This window comes from Celeribacter sp. (assembly GCF_048266405.1).
Lineage (GTDB): Bacteria > Pseudomonadota > Alphaproteobacteria > Rhodobacterales > Rhodobacteraceae > Celeribacter.
The window spans coordinates 163,435-186,912 of sequence record NZ_JBLWZO010000005.1 but is presented as its reverse complement, the minus strand read 5'-3'; the positions used below and the strand labels follow the sequence as shown (position 1 = coordinate 186,912).

The window sequence follows — 23,478 nt, the reverse complement described above, 5'->3', positions numbered from 1 at the left end:
CATGACAGACGCCTATATATATGACGCCATTCGCTCGCCGCGCGGCAAAGGCCGCAAGGACGGCGCATTGCACGAAGTGACATCCGTGCGCCTTTCGTCGCTGATGCTCAACGCACTCGTCGAACGCAACGGTCTTGAGGGCCATGCGGTTGAGGATGTGATCTGGGGCAACGTGACCCCTATCGGTGAACAGGGCGCTTGCCTTGCGCGGACGGCGGTTCTGGCCTCCAAGCTCGACCAATCCATCCCCGGCCTCGCGATCAACCGCTTTTGCGCCTCGGGCATGGAAGCTGTGAACCTCGCCGCGAACCAAGTCCAAGGCGGCGCGGGCATGGGTTACATCGCGGGCGGCGTCGAAATGATGGGCCGTGTGCCGATGGGCTCCGACGGTGCCGCAATCGCCGCCGATCCGTCGCTCGCCATGTCGACCTACTTTGTCCCACAAGGGATCTCCGCTGACATCATCGCGACCGAATACGGCTTTACCCGTGAGCAGGCCGATGCCCTCGCCGTTGAAAGCCAGAACCGCGCCGAAGCCGCATGGAAAGCAGATCGCTTTTCCAAATCCATTGTGCCCGTAGTGGATCAGAACGGCCTGACCATTCTGGACCGTGACGAATACATGCGCCCGGGCACCACGACCGAAGCGCTCGGCAATCTCAAAGCGTCGTTCAAAGACATGGGCGAAGTGATGCCCGGCTTTGATAAGGTCGCTCTGATGAAATACCCGCACCTTGAACGCATCAACCACATCCACCACGCCGGCAACTCGTCGGGCATCGTGGACGGCTCCGCAGGGGTGTTGATCGGCAACAAGGAATTCGGTGAGAAATGGGGCATCAAACCCCGTGCGCGCATCCGTGCCACCGCGAAAATCGGCACCGATCCGACCATCATGCTCACAGGCCCCGTCCCCGTGACCCAGAAAATCCTGGCCGACAGCGGCATGAGCATTTCCGACATCGACCTCTTTGAGGTCAACGAGGCCTTTGCCGCCGTCGTCATGCGCTTCATGCAAGCGTTCAACGTCGACGCCTCAAAGGTCAACGTCAACGGCGGCTCCATCGCAATGGGCCACCCGCTTGGCGCGACAGGCGCAATCATTATCGGCACGCTTCTCGACGAATTGGAGCGCACAGGCAAAGGCACGGGCCTTGCAACACTGTGCATCGCATCCGGCATGGGTGCGGCAACCATCATTGAACGCGTGTAAGGGAGAGAAAACATGGCTGACTTTACACTAAGCAAAGACGCAGACGGCGTTGGCGTCATCACATGGGACGTCCCAAACAAATCCATGAACGTCCTCTCGATCGAGGGCATTGGCGAGCTTGAGGCTTGTTTCGACGCGGCGCTTGCCGATGACGAGATCAAAGGCATCGTGATCACCTCCGCCAAACCCGATTTCGCGGGTGGCATGGACCTCAACATCATCGCCAAGATGAAAGAGTCCGCGGGCGACAACCCCGCCCAAGGTCTAATGGACGGGCTGATGAACATGCACGCGATCCTTCGCAAGATCGAGCGCGCAGGCATGGACCCTAAAACCAACAAGGGCGGCAAACCTGTCGCTGCGGCTCTTCCAGGCACGGCGCTTGGCATCGGCCTTGAGCTGCCACTGGCGACGCACCGCATCTTTGCCGCCGACAATCCAAAAGCCAAAATCGGCCTGCCCGAGATCAAAGTTGGCATCTTCCCCGGCATGGGCGGCACCACGCGCGTCTCCCGTCTGGTTGGCGCAATGGCTGCGGCTCCGATCTTGCTAGAAGGCAAGATGCTCGACCCCAAGAAGGCGAAGATGAGCCAGTTGGTCCACGAAGTCGTCCCCGCCGACGAGCTTCTGGCCAAGGCGAAAGAATGGGTTCTCAACGCCAAAGACGCCGACATTCTCAAGCCTTGGGATGCGAAGGGTTGGAAAATGCCCGGCGGCGCGCCTTACCATCCCGCAGGGTTCATGACCTTTGTCGGTGCCTCCGCAATGGTCAATGGCAACACCAAGGGCGTCTATCCGGCCGCCAAGGCCCTGCTGTCGGCGGTCTACGAAGGCGCAATGGTCCCCTTTGATACCGCGCTCAAAATCGAGGCACGCTGGTTCACCCATGTGCTGATGAACCCGTCGTCCTCCGCAATGATCCGTTCGCTCTTCATCAACAAGGAAGCGCTCGAAAAAGGCGCGAACCGTCCCTCCGTTGATGATCAGAAGGTCAAAAAGGTCGGCGTGCTCGGCGCAGGCATGATGGGCGCAGGTATTGCCTATGTCTCCGCCAATGCGGGCATTGAAGTCGTACTGATCGACCAAGCCCAAGAGGCCGCGGACAAAGGAAAATCCTATTCAGAAACCATCCTCGACAAAGGTATCTCCCGCAAAAAGGTGACACCAGAGAAGAAGGAAGAGGTGCTTGGCCGCATCACCGCCACAACCGATCTCGACGCGCTCAAGGGCTGCGACCTGATCGTTGAGGCCGTGTTTGAGGATATGGACGTCAAAGCCGAGATGACGAAAAAGGTCGAAGCCATCGTCGGTCCCAATTGCATCTTTGCCTCCAACACATCGACGCTGCCTATCACCGAACTGGCGAAAGCCTCGGTGCGTCCAGAACAGTTCATCGGCATTCACTTCTTCTCCCCCGTGGACAAGATGTTGCTCGTCGAGATCATCAAGGGCAAGGAAACGGGCGATGTCGCCGTGGCCAAGGCGCTCGATTTCGTGCGCCAGATCCGCAAGACACCGATTGTCGTCAATGACGCGCGCTTCTTCTACGCCAACCGCTGCATCATTCCCTACATCAACGAGGGCGTGCGATTGGCCGCTGAGGGCGTTCAGCTGCCATTGATCGAAAACGGGGCAAAGCTCTTGGGCTTCCCGCTCGGACCACTTCAGCTCATCGACGAGACCTCCATCGACCTCGGTGTGAAAATCGCCAAAGCGACCAAAGCGGCAATGGGCGACGCCTATCCTGACTCTGCCGTCGACGAGGTGGTGTTCTGGATGGCCGATCAAAACCGCATGGGCAAAAAGGCCAAGGCGGGCTTCTACGAATACGACGAGACGGGCAAACGCGGCCTCTTGTGGGACGGATTCACCAAAGAATTCCCAACCGCCGAAGTCCAACCCGATCTCGACGAGGTCCAACACCGCCTTATGATGGCGCAGGTTCTGGAAGCCGTGCGTGCCCTCGAAGACGGCGTATTGACCGATATTCGCGAAGGCGACGTTGGCGCGATCCTTGGCTGGGGCTTTGCGCCGTGGTCGGGTGGTCCGTTCTCTTGGCTCGACATCATCGGTGCGGCCAAAGCGGTCGAGATTTGCGACAACCTCACTGCAACACACGGCCCACGTTTCGAGACGCCCAAACTGCTGCGTGAAATGGCAGAAACAGGCGAGACCTTCTACGGGCGTTTTGGCGCAGGGGTCGACTCAAAAGCCGCCTAAGTGAACAACATTCAAACAAAACGAACCCGCGCATGAGAAATCATGCGCGGGCTTTTTGATAGTCCTGCTATGGGAAACAGCAGAACCCGGCGTGGATCATGCCACAACGTGCAGTGGACGATTTTCGCGGGCCGTTTTTGCCCAAACTGCGTCTTGGCTTTCCTCATGGATCATCGCGGACACAAGGGCGCGGGCTTTCTCGGGAGACAACACCTCATAGCCCGGAGCATAGCTTTCGTCGATCATGTCAAGCAGATCGCCGCCCGCGTAAGCAGGGCAATAGAACAGCGCACCGACATTGGCGAAGACGACCTGCTCAGTGTCGAAATACAGCGTGATCACCTCAACAATTTCAGGATCAACTTGTTGGCGAATGTTCTTGTAGCCGATGAGCGCGAGGGCGGGCACGAGGGTGAACGGATCACCAAACATCTCTTCACCCAGATCGCTCTCCACCATCACGGGCTGATCAGGCAAAATCCGAAGCGCCTCACGATTTCCAAGAGCGCCTGCAGGGACACAGATCGGCGCGTCGGCGGCATTATCACCGGCCTCACTGACCGCGACAAAATTTCGCTCGATACGGCGCACAGTCTGGAGACCGTCGTCAAACGTAAGAACCTTGTCCCCCTCTTGCACCGCTTCGATTTTACGCCAACCGAGGCCCGTGGCGACTTGAGTGCCAGTAACGAGACCAACCGAGACCGGACGCCGAGAAGCCGCGCCGTGCTGACCGAATTCCCACGCACGGTGCAATCCATGTGCATCCCGTACAGGTTCCTTGCCAAAAATCTCACCAAGTTTCATGTCTTCATCCCCTTGCTCGGACGTCGTGGGTGGCAGCCCGTCCGTATTTGGTGAAATCAGTTGGCCTTCTTTGCAGGGTCACAATTCGCCGCAAATCGGACCGAAATGCGGCATAATCCCGACTTTGGCGAAAATCCCGTCGAGGGCAGCGCATTGTTTACGGTTTTGGTAACGATCTCTTAACTTTTTGCACGCCCATCACCGATTTAACCATTCTTTTTCGACGAATAACGCCATGTGCCTTTGTTTTTCATGGAGATTCGGAAGGGATTCGCAAACGGCCCCGTTGCGATTCTTCTAAGGCGTTAACCCTGTTGTCGCGCATTTGGAGGCGAAAACCACGCACATAGTTGGGCGTTGACCGCCATAATCGTGTGAAAGGGGAACATATTTCGCCTCACTGCCGACATGACAATGTGGCGCGTAGCTGAATTTCGAAAGACATTGTGACGCGCGCGCCTTCCGCTTTTCGTTGTCGCACAGGCGAAGGCGCGGTAAAGTCACGCAACAAAAAACAAAAGAGCAGGCCCGCGCATGACTGCGCTTACCGAATATGAACGATTAGAGGCGTCCGCCCTTTGGCGTCCCGAGGGCGAGACCCAAAAGCGCGAGGTTCTCGTGTCCGTTGGAGATGCCACTTTGGTCATCTCGGATTTCACGGGAACGCCCTTGGCCCATTGGTCCCTACCCGCCATTGAGCGCATCAACGGCACCAACGAGAAAAAAGCGCTCTATAGCCCTGCCCCCGACACAGATGAACGGCTTGAGGTTGACGACGACACGTTGATTGACGGCATCGCCCGCATTCACCGCGCTTTGGAACGGGGCCGCTACCGTCCAGGCCGTTTGCGCGGCTTTGTCATTGGCGGCATCGTGGCGGGCACCTTGGCGCTTGGCGTGTTCTGGCTACCAGGGGCACTCATTCGGCAAGCCGTCTCTATTGTGCCCAATGTGACGCGGGAAGAAATCGGCCTACAGCTTTTGGACCGGATGCAACGCCTGTCCGGCCAACCTTGCGCCACCCCGCGTGGAGCAGAGGCACTTGACCACCTCAACGACCGTTTGCGTGCGGTTTCCGGCGGGCGGTTGGTGGTTGTCGAAAGCGGCGTGCCAACGACGCAGCACTTGCCTGGTCGCATTGTTGTCCTCAATCGCGCCTTGGTCGAGGACTTCGACGATCCCGCCGTCACTGCCGGTTTTGCCTTGGCGGAGATGGAACGGGCGCGTCAGCATGATCCACTTGAGCGCCTGCTGAAACAATCGGGCCTCATGACAACACTGCGTCTGTTGACCACAGGCCACATCGACCCCGAGACATTGGACGCTCATACAGAAGAGCTTTTGACCACGCCTCCTGCGCCGATCGAGGCAACCGATGCGCTCATCGCGCGCTTTGTGCAGGCACAGGTCCATAGCGCACCCTATGCCTATGCGGTGGATATCACCGGCGAAGCGACCCTCCCGCTGATCGAGGCGGATGCCGTTAACATCGACAATACACGGCCAATCCTTTCGGATGGCGATTGGATCGCCTTACAGGGCATTTGCGGCGGTTGATTTCATCACGCCACCTGAACGCATAGGCCTATGACAAAAGAAAACCCCCGCCATATGCGAGGGTTTTCTTTTGAACCGTGCAGCAAAGACTGCTGCGTCAGCGTCGATGCATTTACTTACGCGCGAAGGCGTCTGAGTATCCTGCGGCGCGGATGGAGCCGAGTGCGCTCAAAGTCTGTTGCGATGATCCAAATGGGCCTGCCAACACAACTTTGATTGTCTTGCCACCACGGTTCAGCATCTGCGACGACACAGGCACCCCCATTGATGACAGCCGCGCGATTGAGGCGTTTGCATTGCTTTCCACGCCAAACGCTCCAACTTGAACGTAGCGCAAGTCAGCGGACGTATTTTTGGCCTTTGGCGTTGCTGCGGGCGCTACGCTTTTGGTGGAAACGCGGGTGTTTGTTGGCGACACAGCGACCGTGACAGGGGCCTGTTGGACAACAACCGTTGTTTTTTGCTGACCCGTTCCGAACAGAGACTCCCAGAACGTCTTTGGCTTGGGCGCGTAGACATCACGCGCAGGTGTCTCCTGCGTCCAGACCTGCGCCTGCTGTAAATCCCCTGCAAGGGTGCGCGGTCCGCGACTGGGGTTCAAACGGCCATCTTCCCATACGCGCTCATATCCCGCCGGAATGCTCAACGGGACGGGCCGTGGCACCGTAATGCCCTGTGCCGCTGCGGTCCGTTGGATTTGAACAGCTTGGGCCTGTGCCTGTACCGCTTGGGCCTGACGACGAACGACAAAATCAGACGGGTGTTGCGCCTGCGGGCCACAGCGCACGGAAACCTTGCTCGATGTTGTCATATATTGCGCGGCATTGCCGCTCAAATTCGCACAGGTGTTAGAGGCCACGTGGGTCGCCTGCGGGACCGCAACATATTGTGGAACGGCAACGCGTTGTGCTGCGGGCACAGGAACGCGCACCAAAGTAGGTTCGGTGGTGGTCATCTGACCGCCGTCAGCCGTGCGCACCGTTACCCCTGCGGGCAAGCGCTTCATCACATATTCGGATGGATGGACCTCTTGGGGGCCATTGCGCACAGCCACATTCGTGGTGCGCGTCATCGTGGTTTGTGTGTTTGCCTTCGGTGCCTGCACCTGAACCGTAACGGGTTTTGCAGCGGTGGCCACGGTGGGCTTCGCGGCAGAAACTGTGGGGCGCGATGCGGTAGCTACAGGTGAAACCTGAACACGCTCGGGCGTGGACTGCGAGGGAGCCGCAGGCTTCGCCGCTGCGACCGCGGTCTGACGGGCAACTGTAGCGGGCTTGGCCTTCTGCGCGACTGTTGTCGGCTTTTGCGCAACGGGCGCAGCGGGCACCTCATCCTTGATCACAGGGAGGGCTGCGCCCACAATCTGTGTCGGCTTAAACCCACACATCACGTCGCGTGATCGTGTCACGCGGGGCACCCACTGAGTGCCCCCCGCATAACCTGCACGTACATAGACGCAGCCACGGCTGTCCACATACTGCGACCCTTTAAAGCTGGCGGGTGGAAATTCCGCTGGTTCGTCGGCATTGCGAAGCGATTTGGCGCTCAATGGAGCCACCGACAAAACGGCAATAACGGCCGCGATAGAAACTGATTTCAAGACCTTCATCATGTGCCCCCACACAAAATATTGTGTATCAGACTACATGACTTCACACTTAGTTGCAAAGATCAAATCAGACGGCCCATAGCTATTTTGTCCCGAACATGCGGTCCCCCGCATCCCCCAGACCCGGAACGATATAGCCGCTCTCGTTTAGCTTTTCGTCCAAGGACGCTGTGACGATCGGCACATCCGGATGCGCCTCTTTCATACGCGCGACGCCTTCGGGAGCGGCCAAAAGGCACAAGAACCGAATATTGGTCGCACCGGCTTTTTTGAGCAAATCAATCGCAGCGACAGAGGAATTTCCTGTGGCCAGCATAGGATCAACCGCGATCACCAAGCGATCTTCAAGCGCGTCAGGCACTTTGAAATAGTATTGAACGGGTTGAAGCGTTTCCTCGTCGCGGTACAGCCCGACAAAGCCCACACGGGCCGAGGGGATTAACTCCAACACGCCATCGAGCAAGCCATTGCCCGCCCGCAGGATGGAGATCAGTGCCAGCTTTTTGCCGTCAAGGACAGGTGCATCCATCGGCTGCATCGGCGTATCAATCCGCTTGGTTGTCATGTCCAGTTCGCGCGTGACCTCATAGGCGAGCAGTTGCGAAATTTCGCGCAGCAACTGACGAAAGACCGCCGTTGAGGTCTCTTTCTCGCGCATCAACGTCAGTTTGTGTTGGACGAGCGGGTGTTTCACGACGGTGAGATGGTCAAGCATGGCAAAAAGTCCTCGGTCTGGCAGGAAGGGGTGCAAGTGTTGGGGTCAAAGGAACGACGTCCCTGGTCCGTGATTTTCAATTTCGAGATGGGCTGCGATGGAAGCCGCCACATCGACAAAGGCCACCTTGCCGATAGCTCGCGCCCCGACACCGTGGCCGACAACAGGCACCATCTCGCGGGTGTGGTCAGTGCCGCTCCACGTCGGATCGTTGCCGTGATCGGCGGTGAACAAGATCAAGTCCCCCTCACGCGCGCGTTCCATCAGGCGCGGAATTTGCGCATCGAACCATTCGAGATGACGCGCATAACCCGACACATCGCGGCGGTGTCCGTAAAGGCTGTCGAATTCGACAAAGTTGGCAAATGTGAACGCGCCATCTTCGGCCTCCTCCATGAAATCGCACAAGTGATCAAAGAGCGTGACATCCGCGCCTTTGCGCACCTCGTCAATTCCGCGCATAGAGAAGATGTCGCCAATCTTGCCAACTGCGTAGACCTTGCGCCCTGCGTCATGGGCCCAATCGCAAATCGTCGGCGACGGTGGGGCAATGGCGTAATCGTGACGGTTCAGGGTGCGTGAGAACCCGTCGGTCTCATTGCCGACAAAAGGCCGCGCAATCACCCGCCCGATTTTCATCTCATGCAGCGTGGGCGCGAGATCTTCACAAAGTTTAAGCAGGCGATCTAGGCCGAAATGCTCTTCGTGCGCGGCGATCTGCATCACGCTGTCCACCGACGTATAGCAAATCGGCCACCCCGTTTTGACATGCTCGGCACCGAAATCATCAATCACCTGCGTGCCCGACGCATGGCAATTGGCCAGTGTGCCACCTGCCCCGCACAGACGTGCAGTCAAATCCATGATCTCTTGCGGAAAGGATGGCTCGGTTTTTGGAAAATAGCCCCACTCCCACGGCACGGGCACGCCCGCCAATTCCCAATGCCCCGAGGGCGTATCCTTGCCCTGCGAAATTTCAGTTGCAGCCCCGTAAAGTCCACGCGGGGTGGTGGACAGGTTTGGCGCAGAATCCGATGTGGCCACGCCAATCGCAGCACCAAGGCCAAGCGCGTCCAGATTGGGCAGATGAAGCGGTCCCGTGCGGCCCTCTTCGGCCTGTCCCGCCGCACAAGCCTGCGCGATGTGAGCGAGTGTATTGGCCCCCGTGTCAGGCACATCACCATTGAAAAACTTATCCGCATCAGGTGCGCCGCCAAGGCCCACAGAATCCAACACGATTAAAAATGCACGGCTCATAGCGTCACCTTTTCATAGATCAGCGGCAGCGCCTCTGGCGGCTCTGTCCCGAATGTCACAGCTGCACGAATGGCCGCTTCGGCACGGTTGGCATCTGCCTCATTTCGCGCATGGATGGTCGCGATGAGGTCATTAGACCCAAGGCAATCCCCGACCATGCTAAAGTTGGAAAAGCCCACGGCAGGGTCGATTTTGTCACCGCCCTTGAGGCGCCCACCACCAAGGTGGACCACAGCCATGCCAAGCGCATGACCATCCATACCCGACACATAGCCCGCATCCTTAGCCGTCACATCGCGCACCACAGGGGCCGATGGCAAACGGTCGCGCCACAGGTCCACAAAGTCGCGCGGCCCGCCCATCGCACGGACCATTTCGCCAAACCGCTCGGCGGCAGAACCATCTTGTAGCGTGCCGCGCACGGCAAGTGCGGCCTGATCCGCATCCTCGGACATGCCCGACAGCAACATCAATTCGCCGCCCAAAGCACAGGTGAGATCGCACAGGATATTATCAACCTCGCCGCTCGTCATCGCCTCCATCACCGCCATGATTTCAAGCGCGTTGCCCATCCACGGGCAGAGCGGTTGGTTCATATCCGTGATTAGGGCCGAGGTTTTGCACCCTGCCCCGTTGGCCGTAGTGACAAGGCTTTGAGCCAAGGCCTTCGCCTCTTCGCGGGAGTGCATAAACGCGCCCGATCCGCATTTGACGTCGAGCACCAACCCCTCAAGCCCTGCGGCGAGTTTCTTGGACAGGATCGACGCGGTGATCAGGTCGATGCTTTCCACCGTCCCCGTCACATCGCGGATCGCATAGAGCCGTTTGTCGGCGGGCGCGATGGAGCCTGTGGCGGAGACAATAGCAAACCCCGTTTGCGTCATGATCTCGCGGAAACGCTCCTCGCTGACTTCCGTTTTCAGGCCCGGAATGGCCTCCAATTTATCAAGCGTCCCACCCGTGTGGCCAAGGCCGCGTCCTGACACCATCGGGACAAATCCGCCCAAAGCGGCAAGCGCAGGGGCAAGGAGCAAGGACACGCAATCGCCGATCCCGCCCGTAGAATGTTTGTCAATCGCCGGCGCAGGAGTGTCCCACGTCATCACTCCGCCGCTGTCGCGCATCGCAAGGGTCAGCGCCACGCGTTCGGGATCAGACATGCCATTCAAGAGCGCCGCCATAGCAAAGGCCCCTGCCTGTGCGTCGGTCACAACACCACTAGCCAAGCCTTGCGCGAACCACGTCAGTTCCTCGGTCGAGAGGTCTATACGGTCACGGAGCTTTTCAATTATGCGGCGCGCGTCCATGGTCACCTCAGTCCATAAAGTCAGTGGTAAAGGCTCCGGGTAGCAGCTCACCCACAGTCAGCGTGAGTGTCTTGCCCGTACGCGACATCATCGTGACGGGCACATCAGGAGCCGCAAATTCGCGCAGCTTTTGACGACAACCTCCGCAGGGTGGCGTTGGCTCGTCACTCGACCCAATCACGGCCACTTCGACGATCTCTTTTTCGCCGCCCAGAATCATCGCCGCAATCGCGCCCGCTTCGGCGCATGTGCCCTCAGGGTAAGCCGCATTCTCAACATTGACGCCGGCAAAAACCGCACCGGACGGCGTTTTCACAGCAGCGCCCACTTTGAAATTCGAGTAGGGCGCATAGGCCTTGCCTTGTGCGGCTTTGGCATCATCAATCAAAGACATCGGTCGCGGGCCTTTCGCAATATTTGACTACATGGTCGAGATTGCGCGTTGAGGCCTTGGGATGCAAGCGCGATGCCGCCCCAAGACGCAAAAACTCCGCGTCAGGCAATAAAACGCTTTTGTTTGCGCTAACCTCGCCCCTTTGACCAACACGAGACTTGCGTGACCGCCACTCAAACGCGTAAGGGCAAAGCGATCGCAACGTGACAATTGCGCAGGATTAAATTAGTTTAGCATTAAACTAAATGGTGGAGAGACTCATGGCAGACGACAAGAGAGACGGAAGTCTACGCAAAGCGGCGCTCGATTATCACGAATTCCCCAAGCCCGGAAAACTCGAAATTCGCGCCACCAAGCCGCTTGCCAACGGCCGCGACCTCTCCCGCGCCTATTCGCCCGGTGTGGCCGAAGCCTGCTTAGAGATCAAAAACGACCCAAGCACAGCAAGCCGCTACACATCGCGCGGCAACCTTGTCGCCGTAGTCACAAACGGCACCGCTGTTCTGGGATTGGGCAATATCGGCGCGGCCGCATCCAAACCTGTGATGGAGGGCAAGGCGGTTCTGTTCAAGAAGTTCGCCAACATTGATTGCTTTGACATCGAAGTGAACGAGAGCGACCCCGAAAAACTTGCCGATATCGTCTGTTCACTTGAGCCGACCTTTGGCGCGATCAACCTCGAAGACATCAAAGCGCCCGATTGTTTTATCGTTGAACAATTATGTCGTGAACGCATGAACATCCCTGTTTTCCACGATGACCAACACGGCACCGCCATTGTGGTGGGCGCAGCCGCAACCAACGCTCTACGCGTCGCGAACAAGAAGATTGAGGATATCAAAGTCGTCTCAACGGGTGGCGGAGCGGCGGGGATTGCCTGTCTGAACATGCTGCTGAAACTCGGGCTCAAGCGTGAAAACGTCTGGCTGTGCGATATCGACGGCCTCGTCTATGAGGGCCGCGAGACCGAAATGACGGCTCAAAAGGCCGCCTACGCACAGAAATCCGATCTGCGCACGCTCGACGATGTGATCCACGACGCAGACATGTTCCTTGGCCTGTCTGGTCCGGGCGTCCTGAAACCTGAGATGGTCAAAAAGATGGCCAAACAGCCGATCATCTTTGCACTCGCCAACCCGACCCCCGAAATATCGCCCGACGAGGTCAAAAAGGTCGCACCTGATGCGATCATCGCGACAGGGCGCTCGGATTATCCGAACCAAGTCAACAACGTGCTGTGTTTCCCGTTCATCTTTCGCGGGGCACTTGATGTCGGGGCCAGCGAGATCAACGACGAAATGCAAATCGCCTGTATCGAAGGTATCGCCGCCTTGGCCCGTGCGACGACCTCTGCGGAGGCCGCCGCGGCTTACCAAGACGAGCGCATGACTTTTGGCCCCGAGTACCTCATCCCCAAACCGTTCGATCCACGCCTGATGGGGGTTGTGGCCTCTGCCGTGGCCCGCGCAGCGACGGAAAGCGGTGTCGCCACCCGTCCAATCGCAGACCTGAAAGCCTACAAAGAGAGCTTGGATCACTCGGTCTTCAAATCCGCACTCCTGATGCGCCCCGTATTCCACGCCGCTTCACAAGCCGAGCGCCGCATTGCCTTTGCCGAGGGCGAGGACGAACGCGTTCTGCGGGCCGCCCAGGCGATGATCGAGGAGACCACCGACAAACCGATCCTGATCGGCCGCCCCGAGGTAATCGCCATGCGGGCCGAACGTGCAGGCCTCAAAATCCGTCCGGGCGTGGACTTTGAAATCGTGAATCCCGAAAACGACAGCCGCTACAAACAATACTGGCAGGCCTATCACAAACGGATGGAACGCCGAGGCGTAACACCCGATCTGGCCAAGGCCATCGTGCGCACCAACACCACAGCCATCGGCGCGATTATGGTCCACGAGGGCCACGCCGACAGTATGATCTGCGGCACTTTTGGACAGTATTTGTGGCACCTGAATTATGTAGAGCAAATCCTAGGCACCAAAGAGTTGAGCCCCGTAGCGGCGCTCTCCTTGATGATCCTCGAAGACGGGCCATTGTTTGTCGCGGATACCCACGTCCACACCGAACCCACCCCCGCGCAAATCGCCCAGACGGTCATTGCCACCGCCCGCCACATCCGCCGCTTTGGCATTGATCCCAACATTGCGCTGTGTTCGCACTCCGAGTTCGGCAACCTCAACTGCATGACAGGACGAAACATGCGCGAGGCCATTGCTATCCTCGACAGCGAGCCGCGCGACTTCGCCTATGAGGGTGAGATGCACATCGACAGTGCGCTGACCCCCGACCTGCGTGAGCGCTCCTTCCCGCATTCGCGCCTGAACGGGCCCGCTAACGCCTTGGTCTTTGCCATCGCGGATGCCGCTTCCGGGGTGCGCAACATCCTCAAGACAAAAGGCGGCGGCTTGGAAGTCGGGCCGATCCTGATGGGCATGGGCAACCGCGCACATATCGTGACACCGTCGATCACGTCGCGCGGATTGCTCAACATGTCCGCCATCGCAGGCACGCCCGTCGCGCATTACGGCTAAGGCCTCACGTCACCTCACATGTCATGCCGCCCGCCATTGGCGGGCGGTTCACGTTTTGCACATGCGGCAATCTGCAAACTTTGCAAACCAAATTGCTACACAGGTTTGCAACATTTTCTCCAAACGACTCGGCTGCTTTGCTAGGACACTTACGCGAGTAGAGAGCTTGCACGGCGAGAGTCGGCAATCAGTGACCATCTGGCACAGGGAGGAGACCTTGCTCGATGGTCACTGGAAGCGTTTAAAGTGTGACGGTAGCGCCTGATGCGCGCAGTGTCCTGAGACACCGCACCTCAGGCCGGCATCGAAGCGCCTTAAACACGCTATCAGTGAGGAGAACACATATGGGTTACGCAGACGTTTACGGCGCTTGGAAGGCCGATCCAGAGAAGTTCTGGATGGAGGCCGCCGAGGATATTTTTTGGTACGAGAAACCATCGAAAGCCTTGTTCGATGATAATGCGCCCATTTACGAATGGTTTTCCGACGGGATGACCAACACGTGCTACAACGCGGTAGACCGCCACGTTGACGAGGGCCGCGGTGACAACATCGCGATCATGCACGAAAGCCCGATCACCCTTTCCTCCAAAGGCATCACATACCGAGAATTACGCGACCGTGTGGCCTCGCTAGCAGGGGCGCTGAAAATGCGCGGCGTCGAAAAAGGCGACCGCGTGATCATCTACATGCCAATGGTTCCCGAAGCGTTGGAAGCAATGCTCGCCTGTGCCCGCATCGGCGCGGTCCACTCGGTTGTCTTTGGCGGGTTCGCCGCCCACGAGCTTGCCGTTCGGATCAACGACTGCACACCCAAAGCTATCATCGCGGCCTCTTGCGGCCTCGAGCCAAATCGCGTGGTACATTACAAGCCGCTGCTCGACGACGCCATTGATATGGCCGAGCACAAACCTGATTTCTGTGTGATTTTCCAACGCGAACAAGAGGTTGCCAAACTCGTCGACGGACGCGACTTCAGTTGGCACGGCTTCCAATACGGCGTCAAACCCGCCGACTGTGTCCCTGTCGAGGGCAATCACCCTGCCTATATCCTCTACACCTCGGGCACCACGGGCCAACCCAAAGGCGTCATTCGCGCCACGGGCGGGCACCTTGTGGCTCTGCAATGGACGATGAAAAACCTCTATAATGTCGGACCGGGGGAACGGTTCTGGGCCGCCTCGGACGTTGGTTGGGTCGTGGGTCACTCCTACATCTGTTACGGCCCGCTCATCACGGGTGCCGAGACATTGGTGTTTGAAGGAAAGCCCATCGGGACACCACACGCGGGCGTCTTCTGGAAAATTATCCAGAACCACCGCGTTAAATCTTTCTTCACCGCACCGACAGCCTTGCGTGCGATCAAACGCGAAGATCCCGATGGCGAATGGATCAAGCGCTACAAGCTACACGATCTGCAAGCCCTGTTCCTTGCGGGGGAACGCGCCGATCCTGACACGATCAAATGGGCGCAAAAACATCTCGGTGTCCCCGTGATTGACCACTGGTGGCAAACCGAAACGGGCTGGGCGATTGCCGCGAACCCCATCGGAATTGAGGAACTGCCCGTCAAAATCGGCTCGCCCTCTGTCGCGATGCCGGGCTATGACATCGACATTCTTGACGACGCGGGCCACCCCGTTGCCAATGGCGAACTCGGGGCCATCGCGATCAAATTGCCCCTGCCCCCCGGCACATTGCAAAACCTGTGGAACGCCGAAGAGCGCTATAAGAAGTCCTATCTCGATACTTTCCCCGGCTACTATGAAACGGGCGATGCGGGGATGAAGGACGAGGATGGTTACCTCTATATCATGGCGCGCACCGATGACGTGATCAACGTCGCAGGCCACCGTCTTTCGACGGGCGCGATGGAAGAAGTTCTCGCGGGGCACCCCGATGTTGCCGAGTGCGCCGTGATTGGCGTGACGGATGAGCTCAAAGGCCAAATTCCGATGGGGTTCTTGTGCCTCAACAAAGGATGCGAGCGTGACCACGCCACCATCGTCAAAGAATGCGTCGCGGCAGTGCGCAACGAGATCGGCCCTGTGGCCGCGTTCAAACTGGCCTGTATTGTCGACCGTCTCCCCAAAACCCGTTCAGGCAAAATCCTGCGCGGAACGATGGTCAAAATCGCGGATGGCGAAGACTACAAAATGCCCGCGACCATCGACGATCCCGCAATTCTCGAAGAGATCAAAGTGGCGCTTCAGGGAATTGGCTACGCCAAATAACGCACCACTCCAGACAGAAAAACGCGCTCCAATCGGGGCGCGTTTTTTCGTGGACATGTCGAGAACGGACGCGATTTACGTGAACTGCTCGCGCAACAACCGCTCCTCCAACCCGTGACCCGGATCAAATAGAATGCGGTGATTGATCGACGGCTCGGAGGCAATCTCGACCCAAAGCACATTGCCCGCGGAGCGGCTATCCGCGTCAGACATCACAGGCCGTTTTTCAGGTTCCAGAACATCTATGCGCACTTTAGCAGACTTGGGCAGGAGCGCCCCGCGCCACCGCCGTGGCCGAAAGGCCGCCATCGCCGTGAGCGCCAGAACGTCCGAGCCAATCGGCAAAATCGGGCCGCGTGCGGAGTAGTTATAGGCGGTCGAGCCCGCAGGCGTGGAGAGCAAAACCCCGTCGCACACCAACTCCTCCATACGCACCCGTCCATCCACCGAAACTTGCAACTTTGCCGCTTGCGGCCCTGCCCGCAGCATCGAGACCTCGTTGATCGCAAGCGCATGATGCATCTCGCCGTCAGCACCTAATGCCGTCATCCGCAAAGGGTTTATGACCTCCTCAGCGGCTTGATTTAGGCGATCTCGCAATCCGTCTTCTTGGAACTCGTTCATCAAGAACCCGACAGTGCCGCAATTCATCCCGTAAACAGGTGTGTCCAAATGCATGGTCGAGTGCAGCGTTTGCAGCATAAATCCGTCGCCACCCAAGGCCACGATCACGTCCGCATCCTCCGCAGCAACAGGGGTGTATCGCGCCTCAAGGCGTTCCAACGCCCGTTGGGCACTCTGCGCCTCGCTGGCTGTGATAGCGATTTTGACCATAATATTCCGACTTTCTGTGGCCCACACACGACTTTCTCCGCGTGGCTCTTCTTTGCCTGCCTATCAAACCGACAGCAGGTTTTCACGTCTTTTCAGCACTGTGGCCCTCGCAGCCGGCCGCTTGGACCAACATGTGACCTCAAAACCGTGATGTTCAAGATGATTATGCACCTGTTATGGGTTTTCCACGGCGCTCACTTTGGCTAAACATCGCGCAGACACGTCCCTGCTGCCAAGGAGCACTCCCAATGATTTCCAACGTCCGCGATGCCGGTTTCTTTACCGAAGACCTTTCCACACGCGACTCCGCGATCTTTGACGTCTTGACCAACGAGCTTGGTCGTCAACGCGATGAGATCGAATTGATCGCCTCCGAGAACATCGTCTCCGCCGCAGTCATGCAGGCGCAAGGCTCCGTGTTGACCAACAAATATGCCGAAGGCTATCCGGGACGTCGCTACTACGGTGGCTGTGACGTTGTGGACGTGGCCGAGAACCTCGCCCGCGACCGTGCCAAGGAATTGTTCGGCTGCAAATATGTGAACGTTCAGCCGAACTCGGGCTCGCAAGCCAACCAAGGTGTGTTCCAAGCACTGCTTCAACCAGGTGACACCATCCTCGGCATGTCGCTCGACGCAGGTGGTCACTTGACCCACGGCGCCAAGCCCAACCAGTCGGGCAAATGGTTCAACGCAATCCAGTACGGCGTGCGCAAACAGGATCAGCGCATCGACTACGACCAAGTCCAAGAGCTCGCCAATGAGCACAAGCCCAAGATGATCATCGCGGGCGGCTCGGCCATCCCGCGTCAGGTCGACTTTGCCAAAATGCGCGAAATTGCCGACAGCGTTGGTGCCTATCTCATGGTCGATATGGCCCACTTCGCGGGTCTCGTCGCAGGCGGTCAACACCCCTCGCCTTTCCCACAGGCTGATGTTGTGACCACCACGACCCACAAAACCTTGCGTGGGCCACGCGGTGGCATGATCCTGACCAACGACGTCGAGATCGCCAAGAAGGTCAACTCGGCCATCTTCCCCGGCATCCAGGGCGGCCCGCTCATGCATGTGATCGCCGCCAAGGCTGTGGCCTTCGGTGAGGCCTTGCGTCCTGAGTTCAAAGCCTATGCCGAACAAGTCGTGAAGAACGCCCAAGCCATGGCCGACCAGTTGATGAAAGGTGGTCTCGACATCGTGACAGGCGGCACCGACACCCATGTTCTGCTCGTGGACCTGCGCCCCAAAGGCGTCAAAGGCAACGCGACAGAAAACGCCCTGGGCCGCGCCCACATCACCTGTAACAAAAACGGTATCCCCTTTGACCCCGAGCCCCCAATGGTCACATCTGGTGTGCGTCTTGGCTCGCCCGCAGGCACCACGCGCGGGTTCGGTGAGGCCGAGTTCCGTTTGATCGCCGATCTGATTGTGGAGGTCGTCGACGGCCTCGCACAGAACGGCGAAGAGGGCAATGCCGAGGTTGAGGCCAAAGTGAAAGCGGACGTCGAAGCGCTTTGCGCCAAGTTCCCGCTTTACCCAAACCTCTAAGCGGTTGATGCATAACGTCATTAAAGGGGCCTTCGGGCCCCTTTTTATTTGCCGCGTTTAGATCAACCCGCGCCAGATCATGACGCCAAGCACCAATCCAATGGTCACAAACACGACAAAGGCGATGCCCGCAATCAGGTCCAAAATCTTGGCCTTGCGTCGCTGCACCGGATCAACCTCGCCTAAGTGACGCGACAGGTTCGCCACGGCGCGCTCCACCCGCGCATGATCAATCTGACGCGACAATTTCGGGTGTGATTCCAATGCCATAGCCTGAACAATCACCTCACCATCCCGCCGCGCCCAACGGGGCAAACGGCGACCTGCCTTGGCCAGTTTCGCCGCGAACCCGTTGCCCGAACGCACGCCGAGACGGGTTTGCATCAGTTCGGCCAGTTGCGTGGCTTGATAGGTAATTGAATGTTCCATGTTTGCGAAACTAAGGGCTTTTCGCGGCGGCTCCAAGACACTAAGTCTGGGATATGCTCAATTATATCACCACCGGCACGCCCACCGACCTGCCCCCGCTGCTCATCGTCCATGGCCTGTTCGGCTCTGCGCGCAACTGGGGCGTGATCGCAAAACGTCTTTCAGATCAACGCCTTGTCGTCTCTGTGGACATGCGCAATCACGGGGAAAGCCCGCGGTTTGCGACCCAATCCTACCCCGACATGGCGGGGGATCTCGCGGACGTTCTTGACCACCTCACACCGACCCACGGGGCCTTTCATGTCTTAGGTCATTCGATGGGGGGCAAGGCGGCGATGCTGCTCGCGCTGACGCGGCCTGATCTGCTTAAGTCATTGATTGTAGCTGATATTTCACCTGTCGCCTATAGCCACGACAACAGTCACCTGATCCACGCCATGCGCGATCTGGACCTGACCGATATCGAGCGGCGGTCGGAGGCGGATGCGGCGCTCAAAGACAAAATTCCCGACGCGGGCGTGCGGGCATTCTTGCTGCAAAGCCTTGTTGTTAAAGAGAAAAAATGGCTCCTCAATCATGACGTTTTAGAAGCCGACATGCCCAAGATCGTGGGCTTTCCTGAGGTCGCAACACAATACGATGGCCCCGCCTTTTTCGTGTCGGGCGGCGAAAGCACCTATGTGTCACGCGACCATAGAGACGCGACTAAAGCATTGTTTCCTAATGCAAAATTCGCATCTATTCCCGGCACGGGCCACTGGCTTCACGCGGAAAAACCGCGCGAATTCGAGGCGGCGTGCCGCGCATGGATGGACGCGATTGACGCGCGGAGCTAGGCGGACATGGCCCCTCCCCGCGCCAGAAATCACGCAGATTTTGCGGCGCGACGGACGTGAAATCCGCAACTAAAAATGGTGTGATTTAGAGATCGACGATCTTTTTCGAGATCACCCAAGTCACTGGAATCGCTACAACAAATCCAATGGCCGCAGCCGTCAAAATGGGTTTGAGCGTGTCCATTCCGATGGTCAGGGCCACCACCACGCCAACCCCCATCAACGTCGTTGCAATCAGGGAAAAAAGAATACCGGCAAGCCTGTTCATGGCTGTCTCCTATCTCTCGTGTTCGCGCATCCATAGGGGTAGCGACAGGCCGCCTGACGTGCCTTGATCTAAAACAATCGTCAAACGGAATGCGTACGCCATTGTGACACGATGTTTAAACTTTTGCCCGACTTTGTGACCCGATGTTGCAAAAGGGACAGAGCATTATGGCCTACATTGGAATCAAATTGAGCCAGTTGCGCCCACGGCTGACCACGCTTTTGGAGCGCGTCACACAGGGCGATCACGTCATCATCCGCCGCCACGGACGCGCGGTCGCCGCCATCGTGCCGATGGTCGATCTGGAACGCATCTGGGATCACCAAGACGAAGAAGAAAACGGCCCCCGCAACCCGCGCACAGGCCGCCGTCCGGGGCGAAGCATCGGGCCGTGGGACAGAAAACTGGCCGAGGCCGACGCAGAACGTGACGCCGCACGACGCGAAGGACGCGACAAGAAATGGGTGGCTTTTTGGGTCTGGGTGCGGTCGCTGCAAAGCAGCGATTGAACGCCGTGGGGCGGCGTTCAAAGCACCCAGACGCGTTCGCACACTTGCGAACGCCGGTTTAGGTTCGCCAACGCTCGGAAGCCAAAACAGCAGTTAACGGCCCGCTCGCAACCTTATGGTGTCTTTAAAATATGACACCCCAGCGCCTGACCCGAGGGTGGGTGCTGAAAGCGCCCGCCCTGTGGGGCGGGTCGGGCGCTGGCCGATGCTTTGCGGGCCTTCGCCTGACATCAAGTTAGAAAGTGATTTCCCCTTTGAGAAAACTGCTCACGCTTTTGAACTCAATGTTCTTCACTCCAAGGCGCTCTTTCACCTTAAATGCGAGCTTTTGCGTGTCCACGATGCATTGTTGAATTCGGTCAACATCAGAAAGGTCCAACTGCATTGATACCACGGTTCCCGCTATTCTCGATCGGAAGTCTTCTATGGCACCGCCTCTCTCAATCAAAATTGCCTGATTTCCAGATGCCATAGCAAATTTTCCCAACTGGCCAAAAAGACGATGTGCAAAGAAGAGCCCGTGCCCCGTGTTATCCCAATCAGACCTTTGATGAGCTTTCTTCTTTTTGTGTCGCCAAGCCTTAGAGGATATCCCCGGCATCAATGACATATAAAGAGCTTCTCTATCAGAAAGGCCTTCCAGTCGCGGATTCTCGGCCAATGATTCCGCAAGCCCCATACCTCGATCCGAAATACAAATCTCGACAGTTTGTTTTGTAGGCCAGTATTGTGCGCAGAACATAGCACCACTAACCCCAGCATGCTCAAACGTGTTCCTGAAAATTTCCCTAAAGGAGTCAGCTAACGCATTTTGTAATTCTGGTGAACGCAACTGCGATACAACCTCGGCTATTTCCGCACTTCTGATCTGAATTGCATCCCCGAACTCAATACCTTTTTCCGCTGCAAGGCTTTCCAACCTTGTTCTGCGAAGTGCGCTCATTGGATGGTAAGTACTTCCTCCAAATGCGCCTTGAGGATAAGGATTCCCTTTCAAATTCAAGGCTTCTGAGAAACCAAGATTGTTTGCATAGTCGTGCTTTCTTAGGCCAGTATAGAATATCTGCTCCGTTTTGAATTTTCGGGCTCTGGCTCTGCATGTTTTTGCAAACATGGTCATGCTTGTTGGTGTAAAAAACCTTAACTTCTCGGTGCCAAACTGCACTTTCTCTTGCTGCGGGATGTCATCAACTTCACAAGAGAATGCACACAAGTCTCGGAAGCGAATACTTGTGGGAAACTCAACTCTTTTAAACGTCAATTGAATACTCGCATGCAGAAATTTACTTTTTCGCCTCACTCTAAGCCACTTGAGCTTACCCAAGAACATATAGTAAAAAAAGCCCCGCAAAAGCGGGGCCTTTTTTTAATCATCCATTTTCAACGCGTTAATAAACGCTTCCTGCGGGATCTCGACACGCCCGAACTGACGCATCTTCTTCTTCCCCGCCTTTTGCTTCTCAAGCAGCTTCTTCTTGCGCGTGGCGTCGCCGCCGTAGCATTTGGCGGTCACGTCTTTGCGCAGCGCCGAGAGGGTCTCGCGGGCGATGACTTTGCCGCCGATGGCCGCTTGGATCGGGATTTTGAACATGTGGCGCGGGATCAGGTCTTTGAGCTTTTCGCACATGGCGCGGCCACGCATTTCGGCGCGGTCGCGGTGAACCATGGTGGAGAGCGCGTCCACGGGTTCGTCGTTCACGAGGATGGACATTTTGACGAGGTTGTCCTCGCGGTAGTCCATGAACTGATAGTCGAAGGAGGCGTAGCCCTTGGTGATGGATTTGAGACGGTCGTAGAAGTCGAAGACGACTTCGTTGAGCGGCAGGTCGTAGACGACCATGGCGCGGGCGCCTGCGTAGGTGAGGTCCATCTGGATGCCGCGGCGGTCTTGGCACAGTTTGAGGACATCACCGAGGTAGTCGTCGGGGACCATGATGGTGGCCTTGATGCGCGGTTCTTCGATGTGGTCGACATGGGTGAGGTCGGGCATGTCGGCGGGGTTGTGCAACTCCTGCACCGTGCCGTCGCGCATGAAGATGCGGTAGATCACCGAGGGCGCGGTGGTGATGAGGTTGATGTCGTATTCGCGCTCAAGGCGGTCACGGATCACCTCAAGGTGCAGCAACCCGAGGAAGCCGCAGCGAAAGCCGAAGCCAAGCGCTGCGGAGGTTTCCATCTCGGAGGAGAAGGAGGCGTCGTTGAGTTGCAGTTTCTCGATGGCGGCACGCAGGTCTTCGAAGTCGTTGGCGTCCACGGGGAAGAGGCCACAAAAGACCACGGGCACGGAGGGCGCGAAGCCCGGAAGCGCTTCGGCGCAGGGCTTCTTCTCGTGGGTGATGGTGTCGCCCACCTTGGTGTCGCGCACCTGTTTGATCGAGGCGGTCAGAATGCCGATTTCCCCCGGGCCAAGCTCGGGGATATCGACCATCTGCGGCTTGAGGACGGCGAGTTTGTCGATGCGGTAGGTGGCGTTGGTCTGCATCATCTTGATCTGGTCGCCCTTTTTGATGGTGCCGTCGATCACGCGGATCATCACGACAACGCCGAGATAGGGGTCGTACCAACTGTCGACGAGCATCGCCTTGAGCGGGGCGTCGCGCTCGCCCTCGGGGGCGGGCAGACGGGTGACGATGGCTTCCAACACGTCGGGGATGCCCAGACCGGTTTTGGCGGAAATCTCAATCGCGTCGGAGGCGTCGATACCGATCACGTCCTCGATGTTGGTGCGCACGGCGTCCACATCGGCGGCGGGTAAATCAACCTTGTTGAGAACGGGGACGATCTCGTGGTCCGCGTCGAGCGCGTGATAGACGTTGGCCAGCGTTTGCGCCTCGACCCCTTGGGAGGCGTCCACCACCAGAAGCGAGCCCTCAACGGCCTGCATCGAGCGGCTGACCTCATAGGCGAAGTCGACGTGGCCGGGGGTGTCGATCAGGTTGAGGATATACAGCTCGCCGTCATTGGCGGTGTATTCGATACGCACCGAGTTGGCCTTGATCGTGATGCCGCGCTCGCGTTCGATGTCCATGCTGTCAAGCATCTGCGCCTTCATATCGCGATCCGCCACGGTGTTTGTGGACTGGATCAAGCGGTCGGCGAGGGTCGATTTCCCATGGTCGATGTGGGCGACGATGGAGAAGTTACGGATGTTTTTCAGCTCGGTCATGGGAGGCCCTTGGACGGATGCAAATGGAGCGCGGTC

At 57.8% G+C, this 23,478-nt stretch carries 19 protein-coding genes; 8 read left to right on the top strand and 11 right to left on the bottom strand.

Going from position 1 to position 23,478, the window contains the following annotated elements; translation table 11 throughout:
- Position 1 precedes the first annotated feature (1 nt).
- A complete protein-coding gene (locus tag ACN0TS_RS11780; protein WP_417259554.1) occupies positions 2–1,213 on the top strand; it encodes an acetyl-CoA C-acetyltransferase in 1,212 nt (403 codons plus the stop codon).
- 12 nt (positions 1,214–1,225) lie between these two features.
- Positions 1,226–3,433 carry a 3-hydroxyacyl-CoA dehydrogenase NAD-binding domain-containing protein gene (locus tag ACN0TS_RS11775; protein ID WP_417259553.1) on the top strand — a complete coding sequence of 736 codons (2,208 nt, stop codon included), beginning with the start codon at positions 1,226–1,228 and terminating at the stop codon, positions 3,431–3,433.
- 96 nt (positions 3,434–3,529) lie between these two features.
- Here the strand turns inward: ACN0TS_RS11775 and ACN0TS_RS11770 are convergent, their stop codons facing one another.
- A complete protein-coding gene (locus ACN0TS_RS11770) occupies positions 3,530–4,240 on the bottom strand; it encodes a Hint domain-containing protein (protein WP_417259552.1) in 711 nt (236 codons plus the stop codon).
- 534 nt (positions 4,241–4,774) lie between these two features.
- Here ACN0TS_RS11770 and ACN0TS_RS11765 point away from each other — a divergent pair.
- Positions 4,775–5,797 (top strand): hypothetical protein, encoded by a 1,023-nt coding sequence (locus tag ACN0TS_RS11765; protein ID WP_417259551.1) that lies wholly within the window; start codon positions 4,775–4,777, stop codon positions 5,795–5,797.
- 112 nt (positions 5,798–5,909) lie between these two features.
- Here ACN0TS_RS11765 and ACN0TS_RS11760 read toward each other — a convergent pair whose 3' ends face one another.
- The 5 genes from ACN0TS_RS11760 to cdd form a co-directional block, all read right to left on the bottom strand.
- Positions 5,910–7,409, bottom strand: a complete 1,500-nt coding sequence (locus tag ACN0TS_RS11760; protein WP_417259550.1) for an SPOR domain-containing protein — start codon at positions 7,407–7,409, stop codon at positions 5,910–5,912.
- A gap of 79 nt (positions 7,410–7,488) precedes the next feature.
- Positions 7,489–8,121 carry a uracil phosphoribosyltransferase gene (gene upp, locus ACN0TS_RS11755; RefSeq protein ID WP_417259549.1) on the bottom strand — a complete coding sequence of 211 codons (633 nt, stop codon included), beginning with the start codon at positions 8,119–8,121 and terminating at the stop codon, positions 7,489–7,491.
- A gap of 45 nt (positions 8,122–8,166) precedes the next feature.
- On the bottom strand, positions 8,167–9,378 hold the full coding sequence (locus ACN0TS_RS11750; RefSeq protein ID WP_417259548.1) for a phosphopentomutase: 1,212 nt from the start codon (positions 9,376–9,378) through the stop codon (positions 8,167–8,169).
- A complete protein-coding gene (locus ACN0TS_RS11745; protein WP_417259547.1) occupies positions 9,375–10,685 on the bottom strand; it encodes a thymidine phosphorylase in 1,311 nt (436 codons plus the stop codon). Before ACN0TS_RS11745 ends, ACN0TS_RS11750 begins: the two co-directional genes overlap by 4 nt.
- Positions 10,686–10,692: 7 nt before the next feature.
- The gene (cdd, locus tag ACN0TS_RS11740) at positions 10,693–11,079 is read right to left on the bottom strand and encodes a cytidine deaminase (protein ID WP_417259546.1); all 387 of its coding nucleotides are present in this window, start codon (positions 11,077–11,079) and stop codon (positions 10,693–10,695) included.
- Positions 11,080–11,339: 260 nt separating this feature from the next.
- On the opposite strand from cdd, the gene ACN0TS_RS11735 reads away from it, so the two are divergent.
- Together ACN0TS_RS11735 and ACN0TS_RS11730 are read left to right on the top strand one after the other, a co-directional pair.
- Positions 11,340–13,622: an NADP-dependent malic enzyme gene (locus ACN0TS_RS11735; RefSeq protein WP_417259545.1), complete on the top strand. Its 2,283-nt coding sequence runs from the start codon at positions 11,340–11,342 to the stop codon at positions 13,620–13,622.
- 344 nt (positions 13,623–13,966) lie between these two features.
- The gene (locus tag ACN0TS_RS11730; protein ID WP_417259544.1) at positions 13,967–15,856 is read left to right on the top strand and encodes a propionyl-CoA synthetase; all 1,890 of its coding nucleotides are present in this window, start codon (positions 13,967–13,969) and stop codon (positions 15,854–15,856) included.
- Positions 15,857–15,931: 75 nt separating this feature from the next.
- Here ACN0TS_RS11730 and ACN0TS_RS11725 read toward each other — a convergent pair whose 3' ends face one another.
- Positions 15,932–16,693, bottom strand: a complete 762-nt coding sequence (locus ACN0TS_RS11725) for an NAD kinase (protein ID WP_417259631.1) — start codon at positions 16,691–16,693, stop codon at positions 15,932–15,934.
- Between the two features lie 245 nt (positions 16,694–16,938).
- Between ACN0TS_RS11725 and glyA the strand changes: the two genes are divergently transcribed.
- A complete protein-coding gene (glyA, locus tag ACN0TS_RS11720; RefSeq protein ID WP_417259543.1) occupies positions 16,939–18,234 on the top strand; it encodes a serine hydroxymethyltransferase in 1,296 nt (431 codons plus the stop codon).
- Between the two features lie 57 nt (positions 18,235–18,291).
- Here the strand turns inward: glyA and ACN0TS_RS11715 are convergent, their stop codons facing one another.
- On the bottom strand, positions 18,292–18,663 hold the full coding sequence (locus ACN0TS_RS11715; protein ID WP_417259542.1) for a hypothetical protein: 372 nt from the start codon (positions 18,661–18,663) through the stop codon (positions 18,292–18,294).
- Between the two features lie 53 nt (positions 18,664–18,716).
- On the opposite strand from ACN0TS_RS11715, the gene ACN0TS_RS11710 reads away from it, so the two are divergent.
- Positions 18,717–19,499, top strand: coding sequence for an alpha/beta fold hydrolase (locus ACN0TS_RS11710; protein WP_417259541.1), 783 nt, complete (start codon positions 18,717–18,719; stop codon positions 19,497–19,499).
- An 85-nt stretch (positions 19,500–19,584) separates the two neighbouring features.
- On the opposite strand, the gene ACN0TS_RS11705 is transcribed toward ACN0TS_RS11710, so the two are convergent.
- Entirely contained in the window at positions 19,585–19,767 is a 183-nt protein-coding gene (locus ACN0TS_RS11705) for a CTP synthetase (RefSeq protein WP_417259540.1), read from the bottom strand.
- Between the two features lie 167 nt (positions 19,768–19,934).
- Between ACN0TS_RS11705 and ACN0TS_RS11700 the strand changes: the two genes are divergently transcribed.
- Positions 19,935–20,276 carry a type II toxin-antitoxin system Phd/YefM family antitoxin gene (locus ACN0TS_RS11700; RefSeq protein WP_417259539.1) on the top strand — a complete coding sequence of 114 codons (342 nt, stop codon included), beginning with the start codon at positions 19,935–19,937 and terminating at the stop codon, positions 20,274–20,276.
- A 235-nt stretch (positions 20,277–20,511) separates the two neighbouring features.
- Here ACN0TS_RS11700 and ACN0TS_RS11695 read toward each other — a convergent pair whose 3' ends face one another.
- Together ACN0TS_RS11695 and lepA are read right to left on the bottom strand one after the other, a co-directional pair.
- Positions 20,512–21,537: a hypothetical protein gene (locus ACN0TS_RS11695; protein ID WP_417259538.1), complete on the bottom strand. Its 1,026-nt coding sequence runs from the start codon at positions 21,535–21,537 to the stop codon at positions 20,512–20,514.
- A 105-nt stretch (positions 21,538–21,642) separates the two neighbouring features.
- On the bottom strand, positions 21,643–23,442 hold the full coding sequence (gene lepA / locus ACN0TS_RS11690) for a translation elongation factor 4 (RefSeq protein ID WP_417259537.1): 1,800 nt from the start codon (positions 23,440–23,442) through the stop codon (positions 21,643–21,645).
- Between the last annotated feature and the right edge of the window lie 36 nt (positions 23,443–23,478).

Bases quoted from the DNA above. Each gene is read 5' to 3' on its own strand.
- lepA (WP_417259537.1), bottom strand. From the start codon at position 23,442: ATGACCGAGCTGAAAAACATCCGTAACTTCTCCATCGTCGCCCACATC.
- ACN0TS_RS11750 (WP_417259548.1), bottom strand. From the start codon at position 9,378: ATGAGCCGTGCATTTTTAATCGTGTTGGATTCTGTGGGCCTTGGCGGC.
- ACN0TS_RS11780 (WP_417259554.1), top strand. From the start codon at position 2: ATGACAGACGCCTATATATATGACGCCATTCGCTCGCCGCGCGGCAAA.
- ACN0TS_RS11775 (WP_417259553.1), top strand. From the start codon at position 1,226: ATGGCTGACTTTACACTAAGCAAAGACGCAGACGGCGTTGGCGTCATC.
- ACN0TS_RS11770 (WP_417259552.1), bottom strand. From the start codon at position 4,240: ATGAAACTTGGTGAGATTTTTGGCAAGGAACCTGTACGGGATGCACAT.
- ACN0TS_RS11715 (WP_417259542.1), bottom strand. From the start codon at position 18,663: ATGGAACATTCAATTACCTATCAAGCCACGCAACTGGCCGAACTGATG.
- ACN0TS_RS11735 (WP_417259545.1), top strand. From the start codon at position 11,340: ATGGCAGACGACAAGAGAGACGGAAGTCTACGCAAAGCGGCGCTCGAT.
- upp (WP_417259549.1), bottom strand. From the start codon at position 8,121: ATGCTTGACCATCTCACCGTCGTGAAACACCCGCTCGTCCAACACAAA.
- ACN0TS_RS11710 (WP_417259541.1), top strand. From the start codon at position 18,717: ATGCTCAATTATATCACCACCGGCACGCCCACCGACCTGCCCCCGCTG.
- ACN0TS_RS11730 (WP_417259544.1), top strand. From the start codon at position 13,967: ATGGGTTACGCAGACGTTTACGGCGCTTGGAAGGCCGATCCAGAGAAG.
- ACN0TS_RS11765 (WP_417259551.1), top strand. From the start codon at position 4,775: ATGACTGCGCTTACCGAATATGAACGATTAGAGGCGTCCGCCCTTTGG.
- ACN0TS_RS11760 (WP_417259550.1), bottom strand. From the start codon at position 7,409: ATGATGAAGGTCTTGAAATCAGTTTCTATCGCGGCCGTTATTGCCGTT.
- ACN0TS_RS11745 (WP_417259547.1), bottom strand. From the start codon at position 10,685: ATGGACGCGCGCCGCATAATTGAAAAGCTCCGTGACCGTATAGACCTC.
- ACN0TS_RS11700 (WP_417259539.1), top strand. From the start codon at position 19,935: ATGGCCTACATTGGAATCAAATTGAGCCAGTTGCGCCCACGGCTGACC.
- ACN0TS_RS11705 (WP_417259540.1), bottom strand. From the start codon at position 19,767: ATGAACAGGCTTGCCGGTATTCTTTTTTCCCTGATTGCAACGACGTTG.
- glyA (WP_417259543.1), top strand. From the start codon at position 16,939: ATGATTTCCAACGTCCGCGATGCCGGTTTCTTTACCGAAGACCTTTCC.
- cdd (WP_417259546.1), bottom strand. From the start codon at position 11,079: ATGTCTTTGATTGATGATGCCAAAGCCGCACAAGGCAAGGCCTATGCG.